Below are 25,873 nucleotides of genomic sequence, written 5' to 3' on the forward strand. Positions count from 1 at the left end.
CGCAACATGAGTGAAGAACTTTTACGCCTGTCCAAACGGATGTCCGAACTGGGCCTGTGCTCGCGCCGCGAGGCCGATGAATGGATCGCCCGCGGCTGGGTGCGGGTGGATGGCAAGGTGGTGTCTGAACTGGGCAGCAAGGTCTATCCCAGCCAGCGCGTGACGGTGGAACGCCAGGCCGCGGCCGAGCAATCGAAGCGCGTCACGGTGCTGATCAATAAACCGATGGGCTATGTGAGCGGCCAGGCCGAGGATGGCTACCAGCCGGCCGTGGCCCTGATCAAACCGGAGAACCGCTGGCCCGACGACCCGGCCACGGAACAGTTCCATCCGACCCAGCTGCGCAGCCTGGTGCCTGCCGGCCGGCTCGACATCGATTCCGTCGGCCTGCTGGTGCTGACCCAGGATGGCCGCGTGGCCAAGCAGCTGATCGGCCACGATACGGACATTGACAAGGAATACCTGGTGCGGGTGGAATACACGCGCCCCGGCAAGCTGCCCGACGCGGACTTGAAGAAGCTCAACCATGGCCTGTGGATGGACGGCAAGCCGCTGCTGCCGGCCAAGGTGCGCTGGCAAAACGACGACCAGCTCAGCTTCACGCTGCGCGAAGGCAAGAAACGCCAGATCCGCCGCATGTGCGAGATGGTGGGATTGAAGGTGGTGGGTTTGAAACGGGTGCGGATCGGCAAGGTCAAGCTGGGTGACTTGCCGGTTGGACAATGGCGCTACCTGCGGCCGGACGAGCGCTTCTGATTTGCGCTGTCCTGCACAGACACGCAGTGTGGCGTGCTGTCACCATTAGATGAAAGATTCTTGCTATTCTGCAAGCCAATGCGGGCAATAGTGAGTAAACTGTTCTTGCAATACATCTTTTTCCCCCGAAAATCGCAAAGAGATATGCCGTCGTGAATAATCCACCACCCAGCCAATTTCGTCGTGGTCCGCCCAGCCTCAAAGATGCCCAGGAACCCATCGCGGCCGGCAGCAAGCCCCATGAAATGAATGGTGAGCAAGACATCGGCGACGCCCTGGCCATGCTGGCCGAGACGGGCGATCCCGTATCGATCTATCCCCACAGCAGCACCAACGTGGTGCTGGCACGCATCCGCTCCGTCGACCCCGACCATCCCCAGTTCGTGCTGGAACTGAACGAAGGCGAATACCTGCCGCCCGGCGAAGCCGTGTTCGTGGCCTGGCTGCGCAGCGCCAAGATGCAGTTCAAGCTCAGCTCGCCCGACTGGACGCCGCTGGCCGAGCATCCCACCTTGATCCCGGCCACCTTCCCGGAAAAATGCCTGATCCTCAACCGGCGCGCGGCGCAGCGGCTGGAAACGCCGCTGGGCGTGTATTTCCTCGCCTCGTTCGTGCTCAACGGCAAACCCTATGAATTGCAGCTGTACGATTTTTCCGCTGGTGGGGTCGGCATGCGCGCCGCCCCGCGCGACGCCGTGGGCCTGCACGTGGGCCGCAAGTTGCAGCGGGTGCGGCTGGAACTGGGGCCGGACGCCGTCATGATCGCCGACCTGGAGATCCGCTTGTCGCGCACCTTCCGTTCGTTCCTGCTGGGCGAGCAAGTGCAGATCGGCTGCCAGTTCATCAACCTGTCGCCGATGATGCGCGACGAGCTCAACCATCTGCTGCAAAAATTGAGCGCCGAAAAGAACCGCTGATCCGGGCTGGTGCCGCCCAGTGGGCCCGCAACATTTCCGGCTCCATAATTTTGTTGCTCCCAAGTCCATTAAATGAGCATGAATGCAACGAAAGGCGCAAATATTTTTATTTGCAGATAGCAAATTCCGTGAGCCTTATGATAACCTGACTTCACTGCTTCAAATTCACACCACTGGCAGTTGTGAAGCGCAGACAGAATAGCGAGCGATGCCAGTCATTATCACTCTACAAACACGGGATATAATATGAGCAACATAAAGACCAAAGCAATCCGGCTGTCGTTGGCCGCTGCCGGCCTGGTACTCGCCACCTCCGCGCATGCCAGCTACGTCGATGTGACGAGCCTGGTAACGAGCAGCATCGTCAACAACGTGGCAACCTTCACGCTGGAGGCCGGCCACACTGTCTCCTTCACGGATTTCACCGCTTCTCCGGTGCATGTGGCATTCAACAGCACCCCCCCGGCAAACCAGAACGCCACCACGGTCATGAACGCGATCAACGCCAGTGGCCTGAGCGGCTGGGGCCTGCCCGCCAGCCTCAGCTACGTTGGCGGCGCCAATGCCACAGCAGTCTTGAACAGCAACTTGAAGACGCTGTCCATCTCCCAGCCGCCAAACTACAACTACCTGGCGGTGCACTTCGGTGACGGCGAAATGCTGTTCCACTGGACCCAGGGGACTGCCAATCCCTTCGTCATCACCAGCGACAAGCTGAGCAACTATCGCGCCTACGCGTCGGCCGTCCCCGAGCCTGAAACCTACGGCATGCTGCTGGCCGGCCTGGGCCTGGTGGGCTTCCTGGCCCGCCGCCGCAAGGCAGCCTGATCGGCGTACGCCGCCAGAGTGCAATTGACGCCCCGCCAGGGGCGTTTTTTTTTGGCCGTCTGTGTTGCCCGTGTTTTTGGCGATCCAGCGCGGTAGAATCAAAGCTCGCCCGTTCACATCCGTGCCGCCATGCTGCAAGCATTGCCTTATCCAATACGCCAACAGTGTCCGCCCGGCGCCTGCTCGTGCGGGCGCGACGAGCTGCTGGACGCGCTGGCGGCCGCACCGGAAACGGACGCACGCATCCTGCGCCTGACGCGGGAAGAGGAAAAGCGCCTGATCGCCCGTATCGAAGCGATCGCCAGCTACGAGGAACTGGAACACATGACGCTGCGCATGGAGCAGCTGCTGGGCATGGCCGTGCGCATCACGCCCAGCGTGCGGGGCGTGCGCACGGTGCGCGGCCTGGCCATCGAACTGGCCGAACGCCGCGGCCTGTGCCGCAAGACGCGCCAGGCGATCCCGGCCGCCATCCGGCGCTGCCTGGACCGCCATCCCGACATCGTGTACGCGCTGCTGAACGCGCGCGACCTGCTGGGCGCCGCATCGTCATCGTAGGACTTGGCTTGATGCCACAAAGCGCGTGCCGCTTGCCGCCGCCCGCGCCGCATGCCACAATGGCCTCGCTTCATTTCCGACAGACTGTCAGCAAACCACCCAGGAGGCATCCATGGTTTCAGCATCAGAACAGTTCACCGCACAGTTCCCCACGCAGTTACCTGCCGCCAGCCGGGCGCAGGTGGAAGCGCAACTCGATTTCGTCACGTCACTGGCCCAAAGCGGGGTCGACAGCGTGGCCAAACTCACCGCCCTCAACATCGGCGCCATCCGCACCGTGCTGGACGAGTATCCGAAAGCCATGCACCAGCGCCTGGCCGCCGCCACACCGCAGGAATGGCTGGCCACGGCCAGCGCCCAGATGGCGCCCACGCTGGAACGGGCCGTCGATTACGGCCGCCAGTTGGCCGAGCTGACGCTGGAAACGCAAACGGCCATCAGCCGCGCGGCCCAGCAGGCCGGCAGCGGCAAATAGTATCCTGAGAGTAGCCTGAGCGGCCGGGAAACCGGCCACCGATTTCGCCCCCCGGGAGTGTTCCATGTCCCTGTCCGACCCGCCAGCCGGTATCCCGGCCCTGCCTCCGCTTGCCTCATCGGTCTTCGATTACTGGGTCGATGCGTGGCAGCGGGCCATCCTCACTTTCGACGTGCTGCGCGAGCGCGGCAACATCTACGCCGAGCATGAACAGTCGGGCAAGCCGCCCGTGCTGGTGTTCGACTACGACATCATCGTCGACGGCCGCAAGCTGGAACGGCCGGCCAACTACGCGCTGGCCGCCATCAAGCCGCCGCCCGGCTGCCCGGCCACCGACCGGCACAAGCGCCCCTTCGTCGTGATCGACCCGCGCGCCGGCCACGGCCCCGGCATCGGCGGCTCCAAGATCGACAGCGAGATCGGCATCGCGCTGCGCCAGGGCCACCCGTGCTACTTCGTGATGTTCTTCCCCCAACCCGTGCCCGGCCAGACGATCGAATGCGTGACGGCGGCCGAGCGCGTGTTCCTGGCCAAGGTCAACGAACTGCACGCGGGCGACGCCGGCAAGCCTTTCGTGATCGGCAACTGCCAGGGCGGCTGGGCCTTGATGATGCTGGCCGCGCTGGAGCCGGAACTGGTGGGCCCCATCCTGCTGGCCGGCTCACCCATCTCCTATTGGTCCGGCTTGCACGGCAAATACCCGATGCGCTACACGGGCGGCCTGCTGGGCGGCACCTGGGCCGCCTCGCTGGCCGGCGACCTGGGCAACGGCAAGTTCGACGGCGCCCACCTGGTCAACAACTTCGAACAGCTGGATCCGGCCAACACTTACTGGCACAAGCCCTATGGCCTGTATGCCAAGGTCGACACGGAACGCCAGCGCTTCCTGGAATTCGAACGCTGGTGGGGCGGCCACTTCCTGCTCAACAAGGAGGAGATGGAGTGGATCACGCAGAATCTGTTCGTCGGCAACCGCCTGAGCGCGGGCGAGATCTTCCACGATGAGGGCCGCAGCCAGATCAACCTGCGCCACATCCGCTCGCCCATCATCGTATTCGCCTCGTGGGGCGACAACATCACCCCGCCCCAGCAGGCGCTGAACTGGATCCCGGACCTGTACGCCAACGCCGGCGAGATCCGCGACAACGAGCAGACCATCGTCTACTTCCTGCACGAGCATGTGGGCCACCTGGGCATCTTCGTCTCGGCCGGCGTGGCCAACCGCGAACATTCGGAGCTGGCCAATGCGCTCGACCTGATCGACGTGCTGCCGCCCGGCCTGTACGAGGCCATCATCACCGACACCCACCCCGACATGCCGGGCCTGGAGTTCGCCAGCGGGCGCTACGTGATCCGTTTCGAGCCGCGCGAAGTGAGCGACATCCTGGCGCTGGGCGAAGGGCGCGACGACGAGCGCGCGTTCGAAGTGGTGCGCCGCGTGGCCCAGGTCAACCAGGCCATGTACGACCGCTTCGTGTCGCCCGCCGTGCGCGCCGTCACCAACGAAACCACGGCCGCCCTGCACCGCAACCTTAATTCGGCCCGGCTGGAGCGGCACCTGATCTCGGACAGCAATCCCTTCGTCAAGGCCGTGGCGCCGCTGGCCGAAGCCGTGCGCGCCCAGCGCCGCCCCGTGGCGCCCGACAACCCGCTGCTACTGGCGGAACAGCAGGCCAGCGCCATGATCGGACAAATGTGGGACAGCTACCGCGACCTGCGCGACAGCGCCTGCGAGAACCTGTTCAAGGCCGTCTACGAATCGCCGCTGACGGCGGCGCTGGTGGGCCTGTCGCCGTCGGCGCCGCACTTGAACCGCCCGCGCGGGCGCAGCCGCGAGCAGGACGAATTGCTGCGCCTGAAGCGCGCCGAACACGCCACGTGGTTCGAACGGGGCAGCCCGGAAGCGGGCTTTTTGCGGCTGGTGATCTACGTGGCCAGCGGCGTGGGCGTGGTGGACAAGCGGCCATACGACGGCATCCGCCAGCTGATGCGCGAACGGGGGCTGGACAAGACCATCACGCTGAACCAGTTGAAGCACGCCGTCAACCTGCAAACCTACCTGGTGCGGCTGGACGAGGACCGCGCGCTGCAAGGCTTGCGCAAGCTGCTGCCCACGCTGGACCAGCGGCGCGAGGCGCTGCACCTGGCGCGTGGGCTGCTGGCGCGCAGCGGGCCGATCAAGGAGGAAAAACGGCTACGGCTCCAGCACGTGGCGGCCATCCTCCAAGTGGATGAGACGGCCGAGTCCAGCATCAGTGAGCCGGGGCCGGAAATGTGATTTCCAGAGCCCCGGTCTCTTAGCCCGGGTGGGCTACTGCAGCGCCTGGCATGATCCCGCCTTCGCTGCCATCCGGGTGGATGTCGTGGAACTTGCTGAAGTCGAGGATGCGCACATCCCCTTCCAGCTTATCGGACAGGATGTCGGCGAAGTGGTGGTTGAAGAAGATGTGTTCAGCCGAATAGCTTTGCCGCGCATGGACGAAATCGTTGAGCGTATCATCCGTGCCGGACACCCCCACCGTCAGCGTGGTGCCTTCGTTGATCAAGTCCTGCTGCGTCTTGCCCCACAGCGGGCTGTGCTCGTCGATGCGGTGCATGATGGTCCAGGTGAGCGCGAACACCGTGGTCTGGTCGCGTTCCAGCTTGAGATCGTAGAAGCGGGTGAACAGCTGCCCTTCCTGGGTGGTTTCGCGCCGTACCAGCGAGGCCCGTACCGACGCTTCCAGGATCAGGTTGGCACGCTCGTTGCCGGTGCGCAGCATCAGCGTGGGCACGCCGTTGAAGGGCGTGATGACGGCCACGTCGGAGAACATGATGCGCGACGTCGGGCGCGAAAAACGGGCGAACAGCAGGCCCGTGACCACCGCCACTTCCACCATGCCCAGCATGATTTCGATCGAGGCCACCACGTGGCCGTAGGTGCTGCCCGGATTCATGTAGCCATAGCCCACGGTGGCCAGCGTTTCGATCGAGAAAAACACCATGTCCATGAACTCACCGGGGCGGGCGTTGGACACCGAGCCCGGCACCACGAAGAAGGCGCCGGCGAACAGCAAATTGGTCAGCACGTACAGGGTGGCGAACAGCATGAAGAAACGGGGCCACGTCAGCGTCAGCATCCAGTGATAGATGTCGGCCCAGTACCAGCGGCGCAAGCCGACGCGCTTGATGCGCGAATTGCCCATGCGGAAGGTGCCACGCTCGGCCCCCACCTTGGGCCGCAGCGGCCCCTTGAGTGGCGATGCGTTCATCCTGCCGCGCTCATTCGTCGGCGCCCGGATCGAGGTCGGGGAACATCACCTCGGTAAAGCCGAATCGGGAAAAGTCCGTGATGCGCATCGGGTACAGGATGCCGTGCAGGTGGTCCACCTCGTGCTGCACCACGCGCGCGTGGAAGCCATCCACCTCGCGCTCTATCGGCTGGTTGAACTGGTCCACGCCCACGTAGCGCAGCCGGGTCCAGCGTGGCACGCTGCCGCGCAAGCCAGGCACGGACAAACAGCCTTCGAAACCCTCTTCCTTCTCGTCCGACAGCGGCGTCAGCACGGGGTTGATCAGCACCGTCTCCGGCACCTGCGGCGCGTCCGGATAGCGCGTGTTCAGCTTGAAGCCGTAGATCACCAGTTGCAGGTTGACGCCGATCTGCGGCGCGGCCAGGCCGGCGCCGTTGGCGGCGTGCATGGTGTCGAACATGTCGGCGATCAGCCGTTCCATCTCCGGCGTACCGAACTCGCGCACCGGCTCGGCCACGCGCAACAGGCGCGGGTCGCCCATCTTGAGTATCTCGCGCACCGTCATGGCTGGCCTCCGGCCGCTTCACCTTTGATCTGGCATTGGATTTCGCGCAGGAAGGCGCAATAGGCGTCGCCCGTTTCAGCGTGCTTCAAGCCCATGGCGGTGGTGGCCTTCAGGTAGCCCAGCTTGGAGCCGCAGTCGTAACGCTGGCCCTGATAGCGGTAGGCCAGCACGCGTTCATCCTTCATCAGGGCGGCGATGCCGTCCGTGAGCTGGATCTCGCCGCCGGTGCCGGCGCCGATGTGCTCCAGGTAGCCGAAGATGCGGCTCGACAGCACGTAACGCCCCACCACGGCCAGCGTGGAAGGCGCGTCGTCCGGCAGCGGTTTTTCCACAATGCCGTGCACCAGTTCCAGATTGGGCTGGTAGGCCGAGGCGCTGACGATGCCGTACTGTTTGGTTTCCGCACGCGCCACGTTCTGCACCGCCAGCACGCTGCAGCGCTCGTAGGCGTACAAGTCCGTCATCTGGGCCAGTACCGGCTTGATACCGTCGGGCGTGTCCATGAAGTCGTCGGCCAGCAGCACGGCGAACGGGTCGTCGCCCACCACGGGGCGCGCGCACAGCACGGCGTGGCCCAGGCCCAGCGGGGCCGACTGGCGGATGTAGATGCAATTGACGTGCTTGGGAATCACGTTCTGGACGAATTCCAGCAGCCGGGTCTTGCCAGCCGCCTCCAGTTCCGATTCCAGCTCATAGGCCGTGTCGAAGTGGTCCTCGATAGCACGCTTGTTGCGGCCCGTGATGAAGATCAGCTCCGTGATGCCGGCCGCCACCGCCTCTTCCACCGCATACTGGATCAGCGGTTTGTCCACGATGGGCAGCATTTCCTTGGGCTGCGCCTTGGTCGCGGGCAGGAATCGGCTGCCCAGTCCCGCCACCGGGAACACTGCCTTGGTAATTTTCTTCGTCATGCCACACTTCCGTTATCTATTGCGGCAGCCGCCGCGGGCTGCCCATGTAATGCCAATAATGCCAGCAAGCCAGCTTCGTCGAGGATAGCCAGATCAAGTTCCTGCGCCTTGGCCAGCTTGCTGCCGGCGTCCGAGCCGGCCACCACGTAGCCGGTCTTCTTGGACACGGAACCGGCCACCCGGCCGCCAGCCGCCTCGATCAATGCCGCCGCCTGGTCGCGGCTCAGGTTGGGCAAGGTGCCCGTCAACACAAAGGTCTTGCCGCTCAAGGCGCTGTCCGCCACGGCGGCCGCTTCCGGCAACTGGGCCAGCAAGTCCGCGCGCAAGGCGTCCAGCGCCAGCAATTGTTCACGATGACCGGGCTGTTCCATCCAGTCGCGCAGCGCTTCCGCCACGGCGGCGGGCAGGCCGAACACGTCGAATATCTTCAGGTAAGCCAGCGCTTCCAGCGTGACGCCCTGCTCCACCAGCTGCTTGCTGCGCGGCTCCGTCAACTTGGGGATGGCCAGCGCAGCCAGCAGCTTGACAGGGTCGAGCCGTTCGCGCAGCTTGGCGCTGGGCGCATGTTCGCCTTGCGGCTGCACGCCTTCGGCCAACAGCGCGTCGATGGCCTGCTGGTTTTTCGGTTCGGCGAAAAAGTCCGCGATCGATTCGGCTACAGTGCCGCCGATATCGGGAAGCACCCGCAACAGCGCCACCGGCGCACGCCGCACCCGTTCGAAGGAACCCAGCCATTCAGCCAGGGTCTTGGCCGTCGATTCGCCCACGTGGCGGATACCGAGCGCGAACAGCAAGCGTTCCAGCGGCGGGCGCTTGGCGGCCGCGATCGCTTCCAGCAGGTTGTCGGCCCACTTGGTGGCCACCTTGCCTTGCAGGACAGTCTCGGGCGTGGTGCCGTCGCGTTCATCGGCCAGGCGCTTCATCTTGAGCAGGTCGTCCAGCGTGAGCCGGTACAGGTCCGACACGCCATGCACCAGGCCCGCCTCCACCAGGTTGTCGATGTAACGGTCGCCCAGGCCTTCGATATCCATCATGCGGCGGCCGGCGAAGTGGCGGATCGCCTCCTTGCGCTGGGCCGAGCAGAACAAACCGCCCGAACATCGGGCGATGGCCTCATCCTCCTCGCGCACCACATGCGAGCCGCACACGGGGCAGCTTTTAGGCAGGCTGAATGGAGGGGGTTCTGGAGTCAACCGTCTGTCCAACACGACAGATAGCACTTCCGGAATGACATCACCGGCGCGCCGAACTATGACCGTATCCCCAACTCGAACATCTTTACGACGAACTTCGTCCTCATTATGAAGCGTCGCATTTGTCACATTAACGCCGCCGACATACACGGAAGCGAGTCGAGCCACGGGCGTAAGTGCCCCTGTGCGCCCGACCTGAACTTCGATCGCCTGGACAATCGTAAGTGCTTCCTCTGCCGGGAATTTATGAGCAACTGCAAATCGAGGTGCGCGAGATACGAACCCTAACCTCCGCTGATCACTTAATCGATTTGTCTTGTACACCACACCATCAATTTCATATGGCATAGCGGCTCGCTCTTGACCGATGCGTCTGTAGAATTCCAACAATCCATCGAGTCCATGAACTACCGCTCGCTCCTTCGCAACAGGAATTCTCAGGCTGCGATACCAATCAAGTAGGGCCGAATGCGACTCAGGCATTTCCCCACCCTCTAATGTACCAATTCCATATGCGAAAAATCGCAGTTTGCGCTGCGCAGTAATTTTTGAATCAAGCTGCCTCAAACTTCCAGCCGCAGCATTGCGAGGATTCGCAAATTCCTTTTGCCCCAGAGCACGTTGGCGCTCGTTTAATCTTGAAAAGTCACTCTTATACATCAAGACTTCGCCACGCACATCCAATAGGGTCGGAACCTTCTCCCCCTTTAGCCGCAACGGTATTGTCTTGATTGTACGAATATTCATTGTCACATCTTCGCCAGTGTAGCCGTCCCCACGTGTTGCCGCTTGTACAAGCAGCCCGTGCCGATATCGAAGATTAATGGCCAAACCGTCAAATTTCACTTCGGTCGAATACTCAACTAATGGTGAGTCCAACCCCTCACGAACACGTCGATCGAAATTCGCAATATCGTCGTCAACGAATCCATTATTCAGTGACAACATCGGAACGATGTGCGCTACCTGCGTAAATTGAGGCAATGGCGACGCACCAACCCGGTGAGTAGGTGAGTCGGGCGCCACTAATTCAGGATGCTTCTGCTCCAAATCCTGCAACTCTGCAAACAACTTGTCATATTCGGAGTCTGGAATGGTTGGTGCATCCAGCACATAGTATTCATAGATGTGCCGATTCAATTCAGCAATCAACCAGGAGATACGCTGTTGGAAATCCAGTTCGCTCATTACCTTGCCTTCAGCTGAACAGGCGCAGCGCGCGCGAGGAACCGGCCGGTATGTCGGACGCTTCCATCTCGGCGTAGAAATCCTGCACCTGGCCTTTGATTTCTTCCAATGCCGCATCGCTCAGCGGTGTGTTGTAATCGTCGACGATGGTCGCGTCCAGCCGGGCCACCAGCGACTTGGCGCACGCGACCATGGCGCCGAAACCGTCGCGGGCCGGCGCCACGCAGGGCACATCCAACAGCAGCGTCAGGCGCGAGGTGGTTTCCTCGGCCAGCGTGACGTTGGTCGACAGCGAGAACAGATAGCCGCCCTCGCCGTCCGGCATCACGTAACGGCCGTCGGGACGCACATCGAAACCTTTCTTCTCCAGCGCACCCAGCAGCGTGGCGATGGCCCACGGCGCACCATTGCTTTGCAGGTTCACGCCCAGTTGCGCATCGTGGCCGGCCACGAAACGGTGCAGGTTGCGGGCTTCGGCCATCACCTCGATCATGTCCGGAATTTCCGGCTCGGCGCCGATCTCGTCGGCCATGGCGCGCAAGCGCATGACCAGTTCCGAATACTCCAATTCGTTCAGCGCAGTGGTGCGGCTGGCCAACTGCACGCCACCCTGCAATTTGGTATAGACCCCGCCGTGGACGATAGGTTCCCACTCGCCGCTGACGGCCAGACCGATGAAGTGCACCGGTTTGTTGCCCACCAGGCGCAGCGTTTGCAGCACGGGCAGGATTTTGTCGCCCCGCACCGGGCCTTCCAGCGCCAGCGGCAGCAGGCAATCGATCAGCGGATCGACCAGGTTGGTGGCTTGCTCGGCCAGGCTGGCCGCCCCGTCGGCCGCCGGCGCGACGGCGCCGGTGCCAGGCGGCTGGCCATCGCCATGGTGGATGGCCGCGGCCACGGCGCCGAGCGCGGCTGCGGCGGCCGTCGCTTCGCCACCGGCCACGCCGGGGGCCGCGCCATCGAGCGAGAAGCTCGGTTCATGGCGGGCCACGGGGCCGTCGCCGGCGCGCATCAGCACGTCGTCATGGTCGGACGCGAAGGCCCGCTCCACGCTTTTCTTGGCCTTGTATTCCTGCCACTTGTTGTAGCTGAACACGCCGACGATGAACACGCCGCCGGCACCGATTAAACTCAATTGAAGATCTGTCATGCTGCTTGTGCCTCGGAAGCAAAATTGGCGGCGGCTTCCATGTCCACCGCCACGATGCGCGATACGCCCTGCTCTTGCATCGTCACACCGATCAGTTGATTGGCCATCTCCATCGCGATCTTGTTGTGCGAAATGAAGAGGAATTGGGTCTGGTCCGACATGCGCTTGACCATGCGGCAGAAACGTTCCGTGTTGGCGTCGTCCAGCGGCGCGTCGACCTCGTCGAGCAGGCAGAACGGCGCCGGGTTGAGGCGGAACATGGAGAACACCAGGGCCGTCGCCGTAAGCGCTTTTTCACCACCCGACAACAGGTGAATGGTGGCGTTCTTCTTGCCCGGCGGCTGCGCCATCACTTGCACGCCGGAGTCGAGGATTTCGTCGCCCGTCATGATCAGCTTGGCCTGGCCGCCGCCGAACAGAATGGGGAACAGTTCGGAGAAGTGGCCGTTGACGCGGTCGAAAGTGTCTTGCAGCAATTCGCGCGTTTCCTTGTCGATCTTTTGGATCGCATCTTCCAGCGTGTTGATGGCTTCGGTCAGGTCGGCGTTCTGGGCGTCCAGGAATTGCTTGCGTTCGGACGCCTGGGCCAGCTCGTCGAGCGCGGCCAGGTTGACGGCGCCCAGGCCGGCGATGGCGTTGCTCAGCCTTGTCACCTCGCCTTGCAGGTAGGACGGCTTCATGTCCGGGTGCAGCTTTTCCGACAGGGCCGCCTCGTCCGCGTTCACTTCGGCCAACTGGGCCGCGTACTGCTCCTGGTTCAGGCGCGCGGCCTGTTCCTTGAGCTGCATTTCCATGATCTTGTCGCGCTGCGGTTGCAGGCTGCGTTCGGCCTGCATGCGCTGTTCCTCGGACGAGCGCAACTGCTGGGTGATCTGATCGAGCTCGTGGCGCGCGTCGGACAGGGCTTTCTCCTGCTCGGTACGGCGTTGCAGCAAGTCCTGCAAGCCGTCGTTGGCCGCGCCCGCTTCCAGGCTGGCCAGTTCCTGCTGGCCAGCCAGCAGGCTGGACGCCACCTGCGCCGCCTGGGTGGTGGCGGTAGCGATATTGCGGCGCAATTCCTCGATCTTGCTGCGCTGGGATTTCTCGGCGAACTGGGCTTCCTGCGCCGCCCGTTCCAGCTCGCGCAACTGCTCGCGCGCGTCGGCCAGGCGCTGCTCCTGCTGCAGGAAAGCGGTCTGACCATCCTCGTGCTCGCCTTGCAGATTGCCCAGCGCCATGTCCAGCTGTTCGAATTTCTCCTCCGACTCCAGCTTGACCTGCATCTGCTCCGCTTCCTGCGCCCCGATCTCGGCCAGGTCCGTTTCGATCTGGTTGCTGCGCTGGTTGAAGCGCGCTTCGATCTCGGACAGCTTGACCACTTCCAGTTGCAGCGTGTGCACGGACTGGGTCAGGCTCTGGCTGCGGGCACGGTATTCGGTGAGCTGGCGCGCATGGTTGGCCACGGCCGCCTCGGCCCGCACGGCGCGCGCGCGTGCTTCGTCGGCCAGCATCTGCTGGGCCCGCAACTGCTTGGTGATGTTGTCGATTTCCTGCTGGCGGCCCAGCATGCCGTCCTGCTCGGCGTCGGCTGCGTAAAAGCGCACGCTGCCTTGGGTGATCACGTGGCCCTGGCGCGTGACGAAGCAGCCGCCGGCCGGCAGCTTGCCCCGCTCGGCGAAGGCGCTGGCCGTATCCTCGGCCGAATAGACGTTGTGCAACCAGTCCTGCAGCACGGCGCGCAAGCCGGGATCGTTGAGCTTGAGCAGGTTCAGGAACGGCGTCAGGCCGGCCACCTCCAGCGGCGCCGGCGGCACGGCCGTCGAGGGCGCATACAAGGCCAGCTTGGCCGGTGGCGCATCGCTGAAAAAGGCCTTGGCCCAGTCGATATTCGACATCTGCAGCGCCGAAGTGCGTTCGCGCAGCACGGATTCGAGCGCCGTTTCCCAGCCCGCTTCGATGTTCAATTTTTGCCACAGGCGCGGCAACGCGTCGAGCTCGTGCTTTTGCAGCCACGGTTGGACCTTGCCCTGGGTTTGCACCCGTTCCTGCATCTGGCGCAGCGCGTTCAGGCGCGCTTCGAGCTGGGCGTTGGCGGCCGTTTCCGCGTTGACCTGGGCTTGCGCGGCCTGGCGCTCGTCCTCCAGCTTGGGTTGCTGCTCCAGCGCCTCTTCCAGGTGATAGCCCAGTTCTTCCTGCGCCTGCTGCTTTTCCTCCAGCTGCAGCTTCAGGTTGGCCAGGTGGCTGCTGTCGGGCAGGCTCAGGCCGTTCTTTTCCTGCTGCAAACGCTCACGGCGCGTGGCCAAGCCGGACAAAATGTTGGACGCGTTGCGCTGGTGGGCCGATTCCAGTTCCAGCTGCTGCTGGGCCTGCATGATGCGGGCCCGCGATTCCGTACTCTTGACCTGGGCTTCGCGCCAGGCCTGGTCCAGCGCCGGCAAGGCTTCGGCCTTCTGCTCGGCCATCATCTGCGATTGCTCGACCTTGGCCGACAACTCTTCCAGATTGAATTCCGCTTCCTCGATCTGCTCCGTGTATTCCTGGGCCTGGCTTTGCCACTGGTCGCGCTGGGCCGTCAAGGTAGCCAGTTGGGCCTGCAAACGGGTGCGCGATTCGAGCACGAACTTGATCTGCGCTTCCAGGCTGCCGATCTCGGCGTTGGTCTGGTACAGATGGCCCTGGGCCGTGTGCAGCCGGTCGCCGACCGAGAAGTGGGCCTGGCGCATCTGCTCCAGCGACAATTCCACGTGGCGCAGCTTGGCCGTCTGCTCTTCCAGGTCGGTCTGTGCTTGCTCCATGTCGCGGAAGTATTTCTTCTGCTCGTTTTCCGCTTCCAACTTGCGCAGCAGCCACAGCAGCTTCTGCTTTTCTTCCTGATCCGCCTGCAGCGCGTGGAATTTGGTGGCCACGGCGGCCTGGGCTTCCAGCTTTTCCAGGTTGGCGTTCAGCTCGCGCAGGATGTCTTCCACCCGCAGCAGGTTCTCGCGCGTGTCGTGCAGCCGGTTTTCCGTCTCGCGCCGCCGTTCCTTGTACTTGGACACGCCAGCCGCCTCTTCCAGGAACACCCGCAGCTCTTCCGGGCGCGACTCGATGATGCGGGAAATCATGCCCTGGCCGATGATGGCGTAGGCGCGCGGGCCCAGGCCGGTGCCGAGGAAAATGTCCTGGATGTCGCGCCGCCGCACAGGCTGGCCGTTGATGTAGTAGGTCGAGGTGCCGTCGCGCGTGAGAGTGCGCTTGACGGCGATTTCCGCGTACTGGCCCCACTGGCCGGAGGCCTTGCCGTCATTGTTGTCGAACACCAGTTCCACCGAGGCGCGCCCGGCGGGCTTGCGGTGGGTGGAGCCGTTGAAAATCACGTCCTGCATGGACTCGCCGCGCAATTCCGACGCCTTCGATTCGCCCAGCACCCAGCGCACGGCGTCGATGATGTTCGACTTGCCGCAACCGTTGGGGCCGACCACACCCACCAGCTGACCTGGGACCTGGAAATTGGTGGGATCGACGAAAGACTTAAACCCCGACAATTTGATGGAAGATAGACGCACGTTGTGAACTGTTCCAAGCCGCAAGCGGCATTAATCAAGCAAACGATCGACGGTTGGTTGGGCGCTTGCGGCCGCCCTCGTCGCCGGCGTGCATTACCCAAATGAAAAGTGGCCTATCATACCATTTCGTCCATCTATTCTGGCCAAAAACACGCATCCAGCGCCTATACGGCAACCATTTCAGCGCAACACGCTACGTGGACCAGGCCGGTGCCACAGGCTGCGGGTGTAAGGGCGCTCGTGGCCGGACAGGAACAGTGCCAGTTGCGTCATCCATTCCTCGGTCGGCATAGGCTCCACCCGGGGCGCCACCAGCAACACGGGGATGCACAAGGCCATCAATACCCGGCTCAAGGCCAGGTGGTTTTCCGTGCTGGCGTGCCAGATGAAGGCGGCCGCCACCACCAGCCCCAGCAAACAGCCCGTGACGGCCTCGGACACGGAATGGGCCATCACATAGACCCGCGCCACCGCGATCAGCACCGCCACCAGGATGCCGGCCGTCAGCGCCAGCTGGCGGTGCGGCCCGTCCCAGCGCCGGAACGCGAGGTAGAACGCGACCGGAAACACGGCCGCGGCCCGCATCGCATGGCCGCTGAAGCCGGCGAATTCCACGGCCGGCACGCCCACTCCCCAACCGATGAAGGCCACCTTGGTCAGCACCACCAGCGCCATGCCGGCGCCAAACAGCAAGCACCACGACAACGTGAGCCGCCACGACTTGCCGGCCAGCAGCCACACGGCGATGGCGACGCCGATCGGGCCGGTAACGGCCAGACTGCCCAACACGCTCAAGCTTTGCCACCAGATCATGCACACCACCCAAAGTACGTTGCGCGCACATTGCAGCGCAACATCATTTAACCACATCGCCGGGATCGCGAGGGGCATTTCCGTGCGTCAATATTGCATAAACATAGAGGTAAATCAAATACCGTTTCTCTTGACATAGATCAATATAAAGCGGCATACTACATGCATGTTTAACCCCCAGGAGTCGTCATGCTGTCCCAGTCTCACCGCGCCATCGTCACCGCCACCGTCCCCATTCTCGAACAAGGCGGCGAAGCGCTGACCCGTCATTTCTACCGCACCCTGTTCCAGGACTATCCGGAAGTACTGCCCTTCTTCAACCAGGCCCACCAGCACAGCGGCGACCAGCAGCGCGCGCTGGCCACCAGCATCCTCATGTATGCCAAGCACATCGAAAAACTGGAAGCGCTGGGACCACTGGTCAACACCATCGTCAGCAAGCACGTGGCGCTGCGCATCCTGCCCGAGCACTATCCCATGGTGGGCGCCAGCCTGCTGAAGGCGATCCGCGAAGTGCTGGGCGCCGAGACGGCCACCGACGCCGTGCTGGAAGCCTGGGGCGCCGCCTACGGCCAACTGGCTGAGCTGCTGATCGGCATCGAAGGCCAAACCTACCAGACCCAGGCCGCGGCCGCGGGTGGCTGGGAAGGCGCACGCGCCTTCGTGGTGGCGCAAAAACGTGTGGAAAGCGCGGAAATCACCACCTTCGTGCTGCGCCCTGCCGACGGCCAGCCGGTGATGGAATTCCAGCCGGGCCAGTACATCGGCATTCGCGCCGTGGTGGATGGGGTCGAACAGCGCCGCCAGTATTCGCTGTCGGCCGAAAGCAATGGCCGCGATTACCAGATCAGCGTCAAGCGCGAGCCGGGCGGCAAGATGTCGGGCTATCTGCACGAGCAAGTGCGGGAAGGCGATACGGTGGAATTGTTCCCGCCATCGGGCAACTTTACGCTGGCCGACAGCGCCCGTCCTATCGTGCTGATCAGCGGCGGCGTGGGCATCACCCCCACCCTGGCCATGCTGGGCAAGGCGCTCAAGTCGGGCCGCCCCATCCACTTCATCCACGCCGCCCGCAACGGCGCCGTGCACGCCTTCCGCGACCAGGTGGATCAACTGGCCGAGCGCCACGCCAACCTGCGCCGCCACTACATCTACGCCGAGTCGCACGACGCCCATCCGGCGCCGGACGCCGTGGGCCTGATCGACCGCGCCCAGCTGGCCGAGTGGCTGCCCGCAACGCGCGATGTGGACGCCTACTTCCTCGGCCCCACGCCGTTCATGAAGACCGTCAAGCATGCGCTGCGTGAACTGGGCGTGCCGGAAGCACAGACGCACTATGAGTTCTTCGGTCCGGCCTCGGCACTGAACTGATAGCCCGGCGCTGAAGCGACGATGGCCGGCGGCGCCCATGGGCGCCGCCGGCCATCACTCATTGAGCCGAATGTATCGCCAGGATGCGAAATGACTAGGCGACCGCCGTCTCCGATGGATCCATGACCTCGTCGTTGACGGCGCCCTGCTCCAGCACCTGCGACAGCGCCACGGACACCACGCCATCAGCCCGGATCAGTTGCGCCGTATGGTCGCGGAACTGCTTGGCCAACTGTTCGCCCGACATGGAAAACGCTTCCTGCCGCGCCGCCGTGGAGAAAATGTACAAGGTCCGCAGTGGACTGATCCACGCCAGCTTGACCTTGCGCTGACTGCCATCCTCCAGCGTGAAACCCAGCCACATGCCGCGCGCCAGGCTATCCACTTCGATGGTGGCATCGTCGTCCGGCGGTGGCGGCGGCGGTTCGGCGGCGGCCTTGGCCTGCAGCTCCAGCCGGCGCTCCGTGGCGCGTTGGGCCGCTTCCATGGCGATCTCCACCTGCCGTTCCGGGCTGATTTCCAGCGGCGCCCGCACGATGGACGCATGGCATTCCGCCAGTTCGGCGAAGAACTGCAAACGGTCCGCATCCTGCCACTTGATCACGTCCAGCCACTTGTTGAGCGTGGACAGCAGGCCGGGCAGCTTGGCGATCAATTGCTTGCGGTCGTCCGCGTTGAGCTTGGGCTTGACGCTCCAGATCAGGTCGTCCATGGTGCGCGTGGCGTTGTCCACCGCGCCCGGCTTGTCCTGCTCCACGCTGTAGGCGATGGTCAGCACGGACACCCATTTGTTTTCCAGGAACGCTTCCACCACGGCGATCACTTCGCCAGTGCCGATGCGTAGTTCCACGGCACTCTTGGCCGACTTGCTGGCCTCGGCCATGCGCTCCTGCTTGAGGGCGGCGGCGATCGGTTCGGCGATGGCGGTGGCGGCGGCGGCCTCCTCGGCCTTGATCGACGCTTCCAGTTCATTGACCGCTTCTGCGAACACGGACAGTTCATGGTCGTAATCGCGCCCCACCCGGTCCACACTGCGCTGCATGGCCTGGAACAGGGGGTCGTCCGGCCCCTTGCGTTGCTCCCAACCCATGCGCGACAGCAGGTCGATCAGGCGCCGTGCGGGGTGCGCTTCCTGGAAGAAGAAATTCTTGTCCACCAGCGCCGCCTTCAGGACGGGGATCTGGAGGAAACGGATCAGGTCGCGGATTTCCTGCGAGATGTTTTGATCGCGAAATACCGTGTCGAAAATGGCCGACAGCAGGTCGATCGTGCTTTCGTCGGTGCGCGACAAACTGCCCTGCGGCAGGTTCTGCTTGATGGTGGGCAGGTGGAACACATTGCCGGCGCCCGCTTCGCCATAGCCGTGCAGCATACCGGCCAGTGCGGCCGCGCCGTCTTCGGCGCTGGCGCCGCCCGGCAAGGAGGCGCCGATGCCATGCCCATGCCCCCCGCCCGCCAGTCCGGCCGGCACGGTTTTCTGGATCTGGGCCAGATAGCTGAGCAAAGGCCGCTTGGCCGCCACGCGCGACAGGCGCTGGACGCTTTCATTGTGCATGGCCCCATGGAAACCTTGCGCGGCGCCCTGCACCCAGGCGCTGTCGGGCGCCATCGGCACGTTGGGCAGGTCGGGGATGGTCAGGTCGATGTCTTCCTGTGGCTCGGCGGCGCCGAAAAACTGGCGCAACTGCTGGGCCAGCACAGCCTGGTTGGCGCGCACCCGCGGCGGCGCGGCAGGCGATGCGCGGTCAGCCTTGCGGCTCTTGTAGCCATCCACGGAACCGGGCAGCACGCCCTTGCGCTGCAAGGTCAGGTTGAGCGCTTCCAGCATCGGGCCCAGTTCGATGAACATGCCCGGCTTGAGCAGCGGCTGCAACAGGCCGGCCGATTCCGGCGAAGGATCGAAATCGAGCCACGCTTGCTGCAAGGCGGACAGGAACACTTCCGGCCGGAAGGGATTCTGGTTGCCGCGCAGGATGTCGCGGTCCAGCAGGAAAGCGAGGCGCACGTTGAGCGTCTGCAAGGCGTCCGCGTACAGGGTCTCGAATGGCTTGCTGACGCTGCCCAGCGCCACCTTGGTGTCCATTTCCTCGTAAGGCACCAGGCTGAGCGCCTCCACTTCCTTGCGGGGCTTGGCCTTGACGGCCGGCGACAGCAGCGCGATTTCCTTGCGCAGCGACTTTTCCAGCGTGGCCGTGGCCAGGTGCTGGAACGCGGCATTGCCGTTGTGCAGCAGGTTGCCCGCCTTGATGCGCTGCTGCATCTGGGAAGCGTCGCCCTGGGTGGCGTCGATCAGGGCACCGGCCAGGCGGTTGGCAAAGTCAAGAAACTGGTCGCCCGCCTGCTTGACGGCGATGCCGATCAGCTCTTCCAACAAGGCATGCCGCGGCGAGACCGTCTTTTTCGGTGCCACAGTAGTTGTTGAAGTTGCCATTATTTGCTCGCCTGCTGACGCGTTGACTGGTGCGGTGCATCCGGCCGAATCGCCAGCCACACCAGAGATTTTGCCGCTTTACCACATTCTGGCACAGTATTGCCGCATGGCAATAGCCAAAAAGAAATAATCGGAGATATTTCCCACATTTTCATGCCTTCCACCAACTCCGCCCCCATTTTGCCCTGGCTATTTTTTAACCGTATCAAAACAGCCACGGCCCGCGACGGATCCGGACCATCGCCATCCTGGCACGCCAGGGTCTTGATGGCCTTGCGAAACCGCAACACATGATTATGGACGACAAGAGTAATAACGGCCGGGGCGGCCGAAAGTTGACGGTGACAGGCGGGACCGGGGTCAGATATTGGTCACACGCTGCCCCTTGGGCGGCGCGAAGTCCTGCACCAGGTCGACCAGGCCCACCGCGAGCGCCTCGCTGGCCGTCAGGTGCAGGTCGGAATAGGCGTGGATCCGCCAGTGCTCGTCCGTCAGCCGCACATGGTCGCGGATCAGCTGCTCGGTGCGCGCATCGTCGGCCTGCAACCCTTCGACGATGATGCGCAGCGCGTCGGGACGGGCGCCGTGGGGCGCGCTGGCGTGCGATTTATGCACCATGAAACGGGCCGTCTCGCTGGCATGGCGCCGCTCGCCGGCCAGGAATACGATGACGGCGATCGAAGCGACAGCACCGGCGTTATAGGTGAAGAAGCGGATCGGCAGATTGCTCAGGTAGTTGTACAGGCAAATACCATCGCTGACGTAACCGCCGTTCGATTGCATCAGGATATGGGCAGTGCCCACCCGGTCTTCCGTCATGTCGGCGGCCGCGTCGAACACGCGCCGCACCATATCGCTGTTGACGTCGCCGGACAAGGTGAACCAGGCATGCCCTTCGAATTGATCGCGCTCTTCGTTCATGGCCGCACCCGCAGGTTGTTTAGGCAATTTTAGCAAAGTGGCGGCGTTTCAGCCCGCCAGCGCGCGCCATTCGTGCGCGCCCGGCAAGGCCACGGCCGTCGCCCCCGGCCGCTGGTTTGATTGACAGCAAGGCACTTCTGGCATATATTGCCCAGTCTTGATCGGGAGAGGGCTGACCTGCGCAGCCGCCGAAGGGGCACTACCCAAAAACTCTCAGGCAAAAGGACCGATCAGGGGACCAGCGCGCGCAAGCGCCTGGCTCAACTCTGGAGAGCGGCCGCGGCACACGCCGGCGGCCCACCGAAGGGGCGCACGGGATCATTCCCGTAATCTCTCAGGTACCAAGGACAGAGGGGTCTGCGATCACACGTGGAGAAGCTGCGTTGGCTCTTCCTTGTCTGTTCCGTTTACCCCCTAACTCTTTTGGACCGAGGAATACATGACGCTCAAAGCCACCCCGCTCAATCAAGCCCACCGCGACGCGGGCGCCCGCATGGTCGATTTCGGCGGCTGGGACATGCCCGTCAACTACGGTTCGCAGATCGAGGAACACCATGCCGTGCGCACCGACGTCGGCATGTTCGACGTGGCCCACATGTGCGTGGTCGACATCAAGGGCGACAAGGTGCGCGGTTTCCTGCGCGGCCTGCTGGCCAACAACGTCGACAAATTGCAGGTGTCGGGCAAGGCCCTGTACTCGTGCATGCTCAATCCCCAGGGTTTCGTGATCGACGACCTGATCGTCTACTTCATCAACGAAAGCTGGTTCCGCCTGGTGGTCAACGCCGGCACGGCCGAGAAGGACGTGGCCTGGATGCAGGCCCAGAACGACGCCACCAACAGCGGCCTGACCATCACCCAGCGCCGCGATGGCGCCAACGCCATGGCGCTGATCGCCGTGCAAGGCCCGAACGCGCGCGCCAAGGTGTGGCAAGTGATCCCTGAAGCGCAAGCGGCGACGGCCGACATGAAGCCGTTCAACGTGGCCTTCGCCCAAAGCGCCGTGTTCGGCGAAGCGATGGTGGCGCGCACCGGCTATACGGGCGAAGATGGCTTCGAAATCGGCGTGGCCGCCGAGCAGGCCGTGGCCCTGTGGAACGCGCTGGCCGCCGCCGGCGTGAAACCGGCCGGCCTGGGCGCGCGCGACACGCTGCGGCTGGAAGCGGGCATGAATCTGTACGGCCAGGACATGGACGAAACCGTCAACCCGCTGGACGCGGGCCTGGCCTGGACCATCGACCTGGTGTCGCCGCGCGACTTCATCGGCAAGGCCGCGCTGGAAAAAATGGGCCAGAACGCCCAGTTCGTGGGCCTGGTGCTGCGCGAAAAAGGCGGCGTGCTGCGCGCCCACCAGAAAGTCATCGTGGCCGGCAGCGACGCCACCGGCGAGATCACCAGCGGCACCTTCAGCCCCACCATGCAGCAGGCCATCGCGCTGGCGCGCGTGCCGATGGGCGTGGCCGTGGGCGACACCGTGCAGGTGGAAATCCGCGACAAGAAGCTGGCCGCCTCGGTCGTCAAGCTGCCGTTCGTGCGTAACGGTAAAATCCTGGTTGCCTGACCCTTACGCGAACCGTACCAGCTGCATACGCGAACACTACGATTTATATAATTTATAACCATTCATCATTGGAGCCCTACATGAACATCCCTGCAGACCTGAAGTACACCGAATCCCACGAGTGGGTACGCCTGGAAGCTGACGGCACCGTCACCGTCGGCATCACCGAGTACGCACAGGACGCGCTGGGCGACATCGTCTTCGTGGAACTGCCGAAAGTGGGCACCACCTACGGCGCCGGCGACGACGCGGCCGTGGTGGAATCGGTCAAGGCGGCCAGCGACATCTACGCCCCCGTGGCCGGTGAAGTGGTAGCCATCAACGAAGACGTGGTGAACGCGCCCGAGTCGATCAACGCCGACGCCTACGGCGCCTGGATGTTCAAGATCAAGCCGGCCGACGCCAACGCCATCAACGGCCTGCTGGACGCGGCCGCCTACGGCAAGGCTACCGCCTAAGACCGGAACCGGGCCAGCCTTCGCGCTGGCTTTTTTCCTGTCCGGCCGCCGCCCTCCCCGGCGCCCCCCCCCTCTCCTCTTTTTCGCCCTGACACATCATGACCCGCACCAGCCTGACCCAACTTGAAGCCCGCGACGCCTTCCTGGCCCGCCACATCGGCCCCGACGCCGCCGACCAGCAAGCCATGCTGTCGGTGCTCGGCTACGCCTCGCGCGCCGCGCTGATCGACGCCCTCGTTCCCGCCAACATCCGCAACCAGGGCGCGCTGCCGCTGGGTCAGTACAGCGCCCCCATGCCCGAGCAGGAAGCGCTGGGCAAGCTCAAGGCCATCGCATCCAGGAACCAGGTGCTCAAGTCGCTGATCGGCCAGGGCTACTACAACACCCATACGCCAGGCGTCATCCTGCGCAATATCTTCGAGAACCCGGCCTGGTACACGGCTTACACGCCTTATCAGCCCGAGATCTCGCAAGGCCGCCTGGAAGCGATCCTGAACTTCCAGCAAGTGATCACCGACCTGACCGGCATGGGCATCGCCAACGCCTCCATGCTGGACGAAGGCACGGCCGCCGCCGAAGCCATGACGCTGATCCAGCGCGTGGGCAAATCGAAATCGCAAGTGTTCTACGTGGCCGACGACGTGCTGCCGCAAACCCGCGAAGTGGTGGAAACGCGCGCCCAGCCGCTGGGCATCGAAGTGCGCGGCTTCGCGCCGGCTGAACTGGCCGGCCTGCCGGACTGCTTCGGCGTGCTGCTGCAATACCCCGGCGTGAACGGCGTGGTGCGCGACTACAAAGAAGCCGTGGCCGCCGTCAAGGCGCGTGGCGCGATGGTGGTGGTGGCGGCCGACCTGCTGGCTTTGACCATGCTGACGCCACCGGGCGAATGGGGCGCCGACGTGGTCGTCGGTAACAGCCAGCGCTTCGGCGTGCCGCTCGGTTTCGGCGGCCCGCACGCCGGCTACCTGTCGACCCGCGACGAATTCAAGCGCAGCATGTCGGGCCGTCTGGTGGGCGTGACCATCGACTCGCAGGGCAACAAGGCCTACCGCCTGGCGCTGCAGACGCGCGAGCAGCACATCCGCCGCGAAAAAGCCACCTCCAACATCTGCACCGCGCAAGTGCTGCTGGCCGTGATCGCGTCCATGTACGCCGTCTACCACGGCCCGGCCGGCCTGCGCCAGATCGCGCAGCGCGTGCACCGCTACACGGGCGTGCTGGCCGCCGGCCTGAAGGCGCTGGGCTACACCCTGGCCAACGACAGCTACTTCGACACGCTGACCGTGCAGACGGCGCGCGCCGAACAGCTGCACGCCGTGGCCGTGGCCAACGGCGTCAACCTGCGCAAGGTGGACGCGGGCCACATCGGCCTGTCGCTGGACGAAACCACCACCCGTGACGATATCGAACTGCTGTGGACCATCTTCGCCGACGGCGCCAACGGCGCCAAGCCGGCGTTCGACGCCATCGAAGCATCGGTGGCGGACGCCTTCCCGGCCGCCCTGAACCGCGCCAGCACCTATCTGGACCACCCCGTATTCAACCGCTACCACTCGGAACACGAGATGCTGCGCTACCTGCGTTCGCTGGCCGACAAGGACCTGGCGCTGGACCGCACCATGATCCCATTGGGCTCGTGCACCATGAAGCTGAACGCCACCAGCGAAATGGTGCCCGTGACCTGGCCCGAATTCTCCAACATCCACCCGTTCGCGCCGGACGCGCAAACCGTGGGCTACCGCGAGATGATCGGCCAACTGGAAGAGATGCTGTGCGCGCTGACCGGCTACGCGGCCGTGTCGCTGCAGCCTAACGCCGGCTCGCAAGGCGAATACGCCGGCCTGCTGGTGATCAAGGCGTACCACGAGTCGCGCGGCGAAGGCCATCGCAACATCTGCCTGATCCCGTCGTCGGCGCACGGCACCAACCCGGCATCGGCCAACATGGTCGGCATGCAGGTGGTGGTCACCGCCTGCGACGCCAGCGGCAACGTCGACCTGGCCGACCTGAAGGCGAAAGCCGAACTGCACTCGAAGAACCTGGCCTGCGTGATGGTGACCTACCCATCCACCCACGGCGTGTTCGAGGAAGGCATCCAGGAACTGTGCCAGATCATCCACAGCCACGGCGGCCAGGTCTACATCGACGGCGCCAACATGAACGCGCTGGTGGGCGTGGCCGCGCCGGGCAGCTTCGGCGGCGACGTGTCGCACCTGAACCTGCACAAGACCTTCTGCATCCCGCACGGCGGCGGCGGCCCCGGCGTGGGCCCGATCGGCGTGGGCGCGCACCTGGCCAAGTTCCTGCCTAACCAGCGTTCGTCCGGCTACCAGCGCGACGTTGCCGGCATCGGCGCCGTCAGCGCGGCGCCCTACGGTTCGGCCAGCATCCTGCCCATCTCCTGGATGTACATCGCCATGATGGGCGCGGAAGGCTTGACGGCCGCCACCGAGACGGCCATCCTGGCGGCCAACTACATCGCGCGCCGCCTGGCGCCGCACTTCCCGGTGCTGTACTCGGGCCACGACGGCCTGGTGGCGCACGAATGCATCCTGGACCTGCGTCCACTGCAGGACGCCACCGGCATCAGCAACGAAGACGTGGCCAAGCGTTTGATGGACTTCGGCTTCCACGCCCCGACCATGAGCTTCCCGGTACCGGGCACGCTGATGATCGAGCCGACCGAGAGCGAATCGAAGGCCGAGATGGACCGTTTCATCGACGCCATGATCGCCATCCGCATGGAGATCGCGAAAGTGGAATCGGGCGAATTCGACCGCACCGACAACCCGCTCAAGGGCGCGCCGCACACGGCCGAGATGCTGACGGCCGATACGTGGGAACACAAGTACAGCCGCGAAGTGGCGGCCTATCCTGTGCCATCGCTGCGCAAGCAGAAGTACTGGCCGCCGGTCGGCCGCGCCGACAACGTGTACGGCGACCGTAACCTGTTCTGCGGCTGCGCGCCGATGAGCGACTACGAGTAAAGCGACAGGATCGGCTTCAGCACCGCGCGGTCG

General features: G+C 64.0%; 20 protein-coding genes and 2 riboswitches. Of the genes, 10 read left to right on the forward strand and 10 right to left on the reverse strand.

The window, feature by feature from the left end; genetic code table 11:
* The first annotated feature begins 6 nt into the window (after positions 1-6).
* From H3H39_RS17005 to H3H39_RS17030, 6 genes are all read left to right on the forward strand, one after another.
* Positions 7-756, forward strand: a complete 750-nt coding sequence (locus H3H39_RS17005) for a pseudouridine synthase (RefSeq protein WP_182154680.1) — start codon at positions 7-9, stop codon at positions 754-756.
* A 245-nt stretch (positions 757-1,001) separates the two neighbouring features.
* A complete protein-coding gene (locus tag H3H39_RS17010; RefSeq protein ID WP_182155044.1) occupies positions 1,002-1,673 on the forward strand; it encodes a flagellar brake protein in 672 nt (223 codons plus the stop codon).
* A 246-nt stretch (positions 1,674-1,919) separates the two neighbouring features.
* Entirely contained in the window at positions 1,920-2,501 is a 582-nt protein-coding gene (locus H3H39_RS27965; protein WP_229218105.1) for a PEP-CTERM sorting domain-containing protein, read from the forward strand.
* A 129-nt stretch (positions 2,502-2,630) separates the two neighbouring features.
* A complete protein-coding gene (locus H3H39_RS17020; RefSeq protein WP_182154682.1) occupies positions 2,631-3,059 on the forward strand; it encodes a hypothetical protein in 429 nt (142 codons plus the stop codon).
* A 112-nt stretch (positions 3,060-3,171) separates the two neighbouring features.
* A complete protein-coding gene (locus tag H3H39_RS17025; protein WP_182154684.1) occupies positions 3,172-3,534 on the forward strand; it encodes a phasin family protein in 363 nt (120 codons plus the stop codon).
* Between the two features lie 64 nt (positions 3,535-3,598).
* Entirely contained in the window at positions 3,599-5,812 is a 2,214-nt protein-coding gene (locus H3H39_RS17030; RefSeq protein WP_182154686.1) for a DUF3141 domain-containing protein, read from the forward strand.
* A 19-nt stretch (positions 5,813-5,831) separates the two neighbouring features.
* Here the strand turns inward: H3H39_RS17030 and H3H39_RS17035 are convergent, their stop codons facing one another.
* The 7 genes from H3H39_RS17035 to H3H39_RS17065 form a co-directional block, all read right to left on the reverse strand.
* Positions 5,832-6,785, reverse strand: a complete 954-nt coding sequence (locus H3H39_RS17035) for an ion channel (RefSeq protein ID WP_182154688.1) — start codon at positions 6,783-6,785, stop codon at positions 5,832-5,834.
* A gap of 10 nt (positions 6,786-6,795) precedes the next feature.
* Positions 6,796-7,332, reverse strand: coding sequence for a peptide deformylase (def, locus tag H3H39_RS17040; RefSeq protein ID WP_182154690.1), 537 nt, complete (start codon positions 7,330-7,332; stop codon positions 6,796-6,798).
* A complete protein-coding gene (galU, locus tag H3H39_RS17045) occupies positions 7,329-8,243 on the reverse strand; it encodes a UTP--glucose-1-phosphate uridylyltransferase GalU (protein ID WP_182154692.1) in 915 nt (304 codons plus the stop codon). Before galU ends, def begins: the two co-directional genes overlap by 4 nt.
* On the reverse strand, positions 8,240-10,624 hold the full coding sequence (gene ligA / locus H3H39_RS17050) for an NAD-dependent DNA ligase LigA (RefSeq protein ID WP_182154694.1): 2,385 nt from the start codon (positions 10,622-10,624) through the stop codon (positions 8,240-8,242). Before ligA ends, galU begins: the two co-directional genes overlap by 4 nt.
* Positions 10,625-10,634: 10 nt before the next feature.
* The gene (locus tag H3H39_RS17055; protein ID WP_182154696.1) at positions 10,635-11,774 is read right to left on the reverse strand and encodes a cell division protein ZipA C-terminal FtsZ-binding domain-containing protein; all 1,140 of its coding nucleotides are present in this window, start codon (positions 11,772-11,774) and stop codon (positions 10,635-10,637) included.
* Complete coding sequence (gene smc / locus H3H39_RS17060) at positions 11,771-15,298, reverse strand: chromosome segregation protein SMC (RefSeq protein ID WP_182154698.1); 3,528 nt, start codon at positions 15,296-15,298, stop codon at positions 11,771-11,773. Before smc ends, H3H39_RS17055 begins: the two co-directional genes overlap by 4 nt.
* A gap of 180 nt (positions 15,299-15,478) precedes the next feature.
* Positions 15,479-16,111, reverse strand: coding sequence for a phosphatase PAP2 family protein (locus tag H3H39_RS17065; RefSeq protein ID WP_182154700.1), 633 nt, complete (start codon positions 16,109-16,111; stop codon positions 15,479-15,481).
* Between the two features lie 189 nt (positions 16,112-16,300).
* Between H3H39_RS17065 and hmpA the strand changes: the two genes are divergently transcribed.
* Entirely contained in the window at positions 16,301-17,482 is a 1,182-nt protein-coding gene (gene hmpA, locus H3H39_RS17070) for an NO-inducible flavohemoprotein (RefSeq protein WP_182154702.1), read from the forward strand.
* Positions 17,483-17,576: 94 nt separating this feature from the next.
* On the opposite strand, the gene H3H39_RS17075 is transcribed toward hmpA, so the two are convergent.
* From H3H39_RS17075 to H3H39_RS17085, 3 genes are all read right to left on the reverse strand, one after another.
* Entirely contained in the window at positions 17,577-19,853 is a 2,277-nt protein-coding gene (locus H3H39_RS17075; protein ID WP_229218106.1) for a DUF1631 family protein, read from the reverse strand.
* 59 nt (positions 19,854-19,912) lie between these two features.
* Positions 19,913-20,200, reverse strand: coding sequence for a hypothetical protein (locus tag H3H39_RS17080; protein ID WP_182154706.1), 288 nt, complete (start codon positions 20,198-20,200; stop codon positions 19,913-19,915).
* Between the two features lie 73 nt (positions 20,201-20,273).
* Positions 20,274-20,834 (reverse strand): ATP-dependent Clp protease proteolytic subunit, encoded by a 561-nt coding sequence (locus H3H39_RS17085; protein ID WP_182154708.1) that lies wholly within the window; start codon positions 20,832-20,834, stop codon positions 20,274-20,276.
* Positions 20,835-20,986: 152 nt separating this feature from the next.
* Positions 20,987-21,073: riboswitch (glycine riboswitch) on the forward strand.
* Positions 21,074-21,090: 17 nt separating this feature from the next.
* A riboswitch (glycine riboswitch) is annotated at positions 21,091-21,195 on the forward strand.
* 78 nt (positions 21,196-21,273) lie between these two features.
* Here H3H39_RS17085 and gcvT point away from each other — a divergent pair.
* The 3 genes from gcvT to gcvP all read left to right on the forward strand — a co-directional run bounded on the left by gcvT (position 21,274) and on the right by gcvP (position 25,840).
* Positions 21,274-22,395 (forward strand): glycine cleavage system aminomethyltransferase GcvT, encoded by a 1,122-nt coding sequence (gene gcvT / locus H3H39_RS17090; protein WP_182154710.1) that lies wholly within the window; start codon positions 21,274-21,276, stop codon positions 22,393-22,395.
* Positions 22,396-22,475: 80 nt separating this feature from the next.
* Positions 22,476-22,853, forward strand: coding sequence for a glycine cleavage system protein GcvH (gene gcvH, locus H3H39_RS17095; RefSeq protein ID WP_182154712.1), 378 nt, complete (start codon positions 22,476-22,478; stop codon positions 22,851-22,853).
* A gap of 98 nt (positions 22,854-22,951) precedes the next feature.
* Positions 22,952-25,840, forward strand: a complete 2,889-nt coding sequence (gene gcvP / locus H3H39_RS17100) for an aminomethyl-transferring glycine dehydrogenase (RefSeq protein WP_182154714.1) — start codon at positions 22,952-22,954, stop codon at positions 25,838-25,840.
* Positions 25,841-25,873 lie beyond the last annotated feature (33 nt).

The organism is Rugamonas apoptosis (genome assembly GCF_014042355.1).
Taxonomy (GTDB): domain Bacteria; phylum Pseudomonadota; class Gammaproteobacteria; order Burkholderiales; family Burkholderiaceae_D; genus Rugamonas; species Rugamonas apoptosis.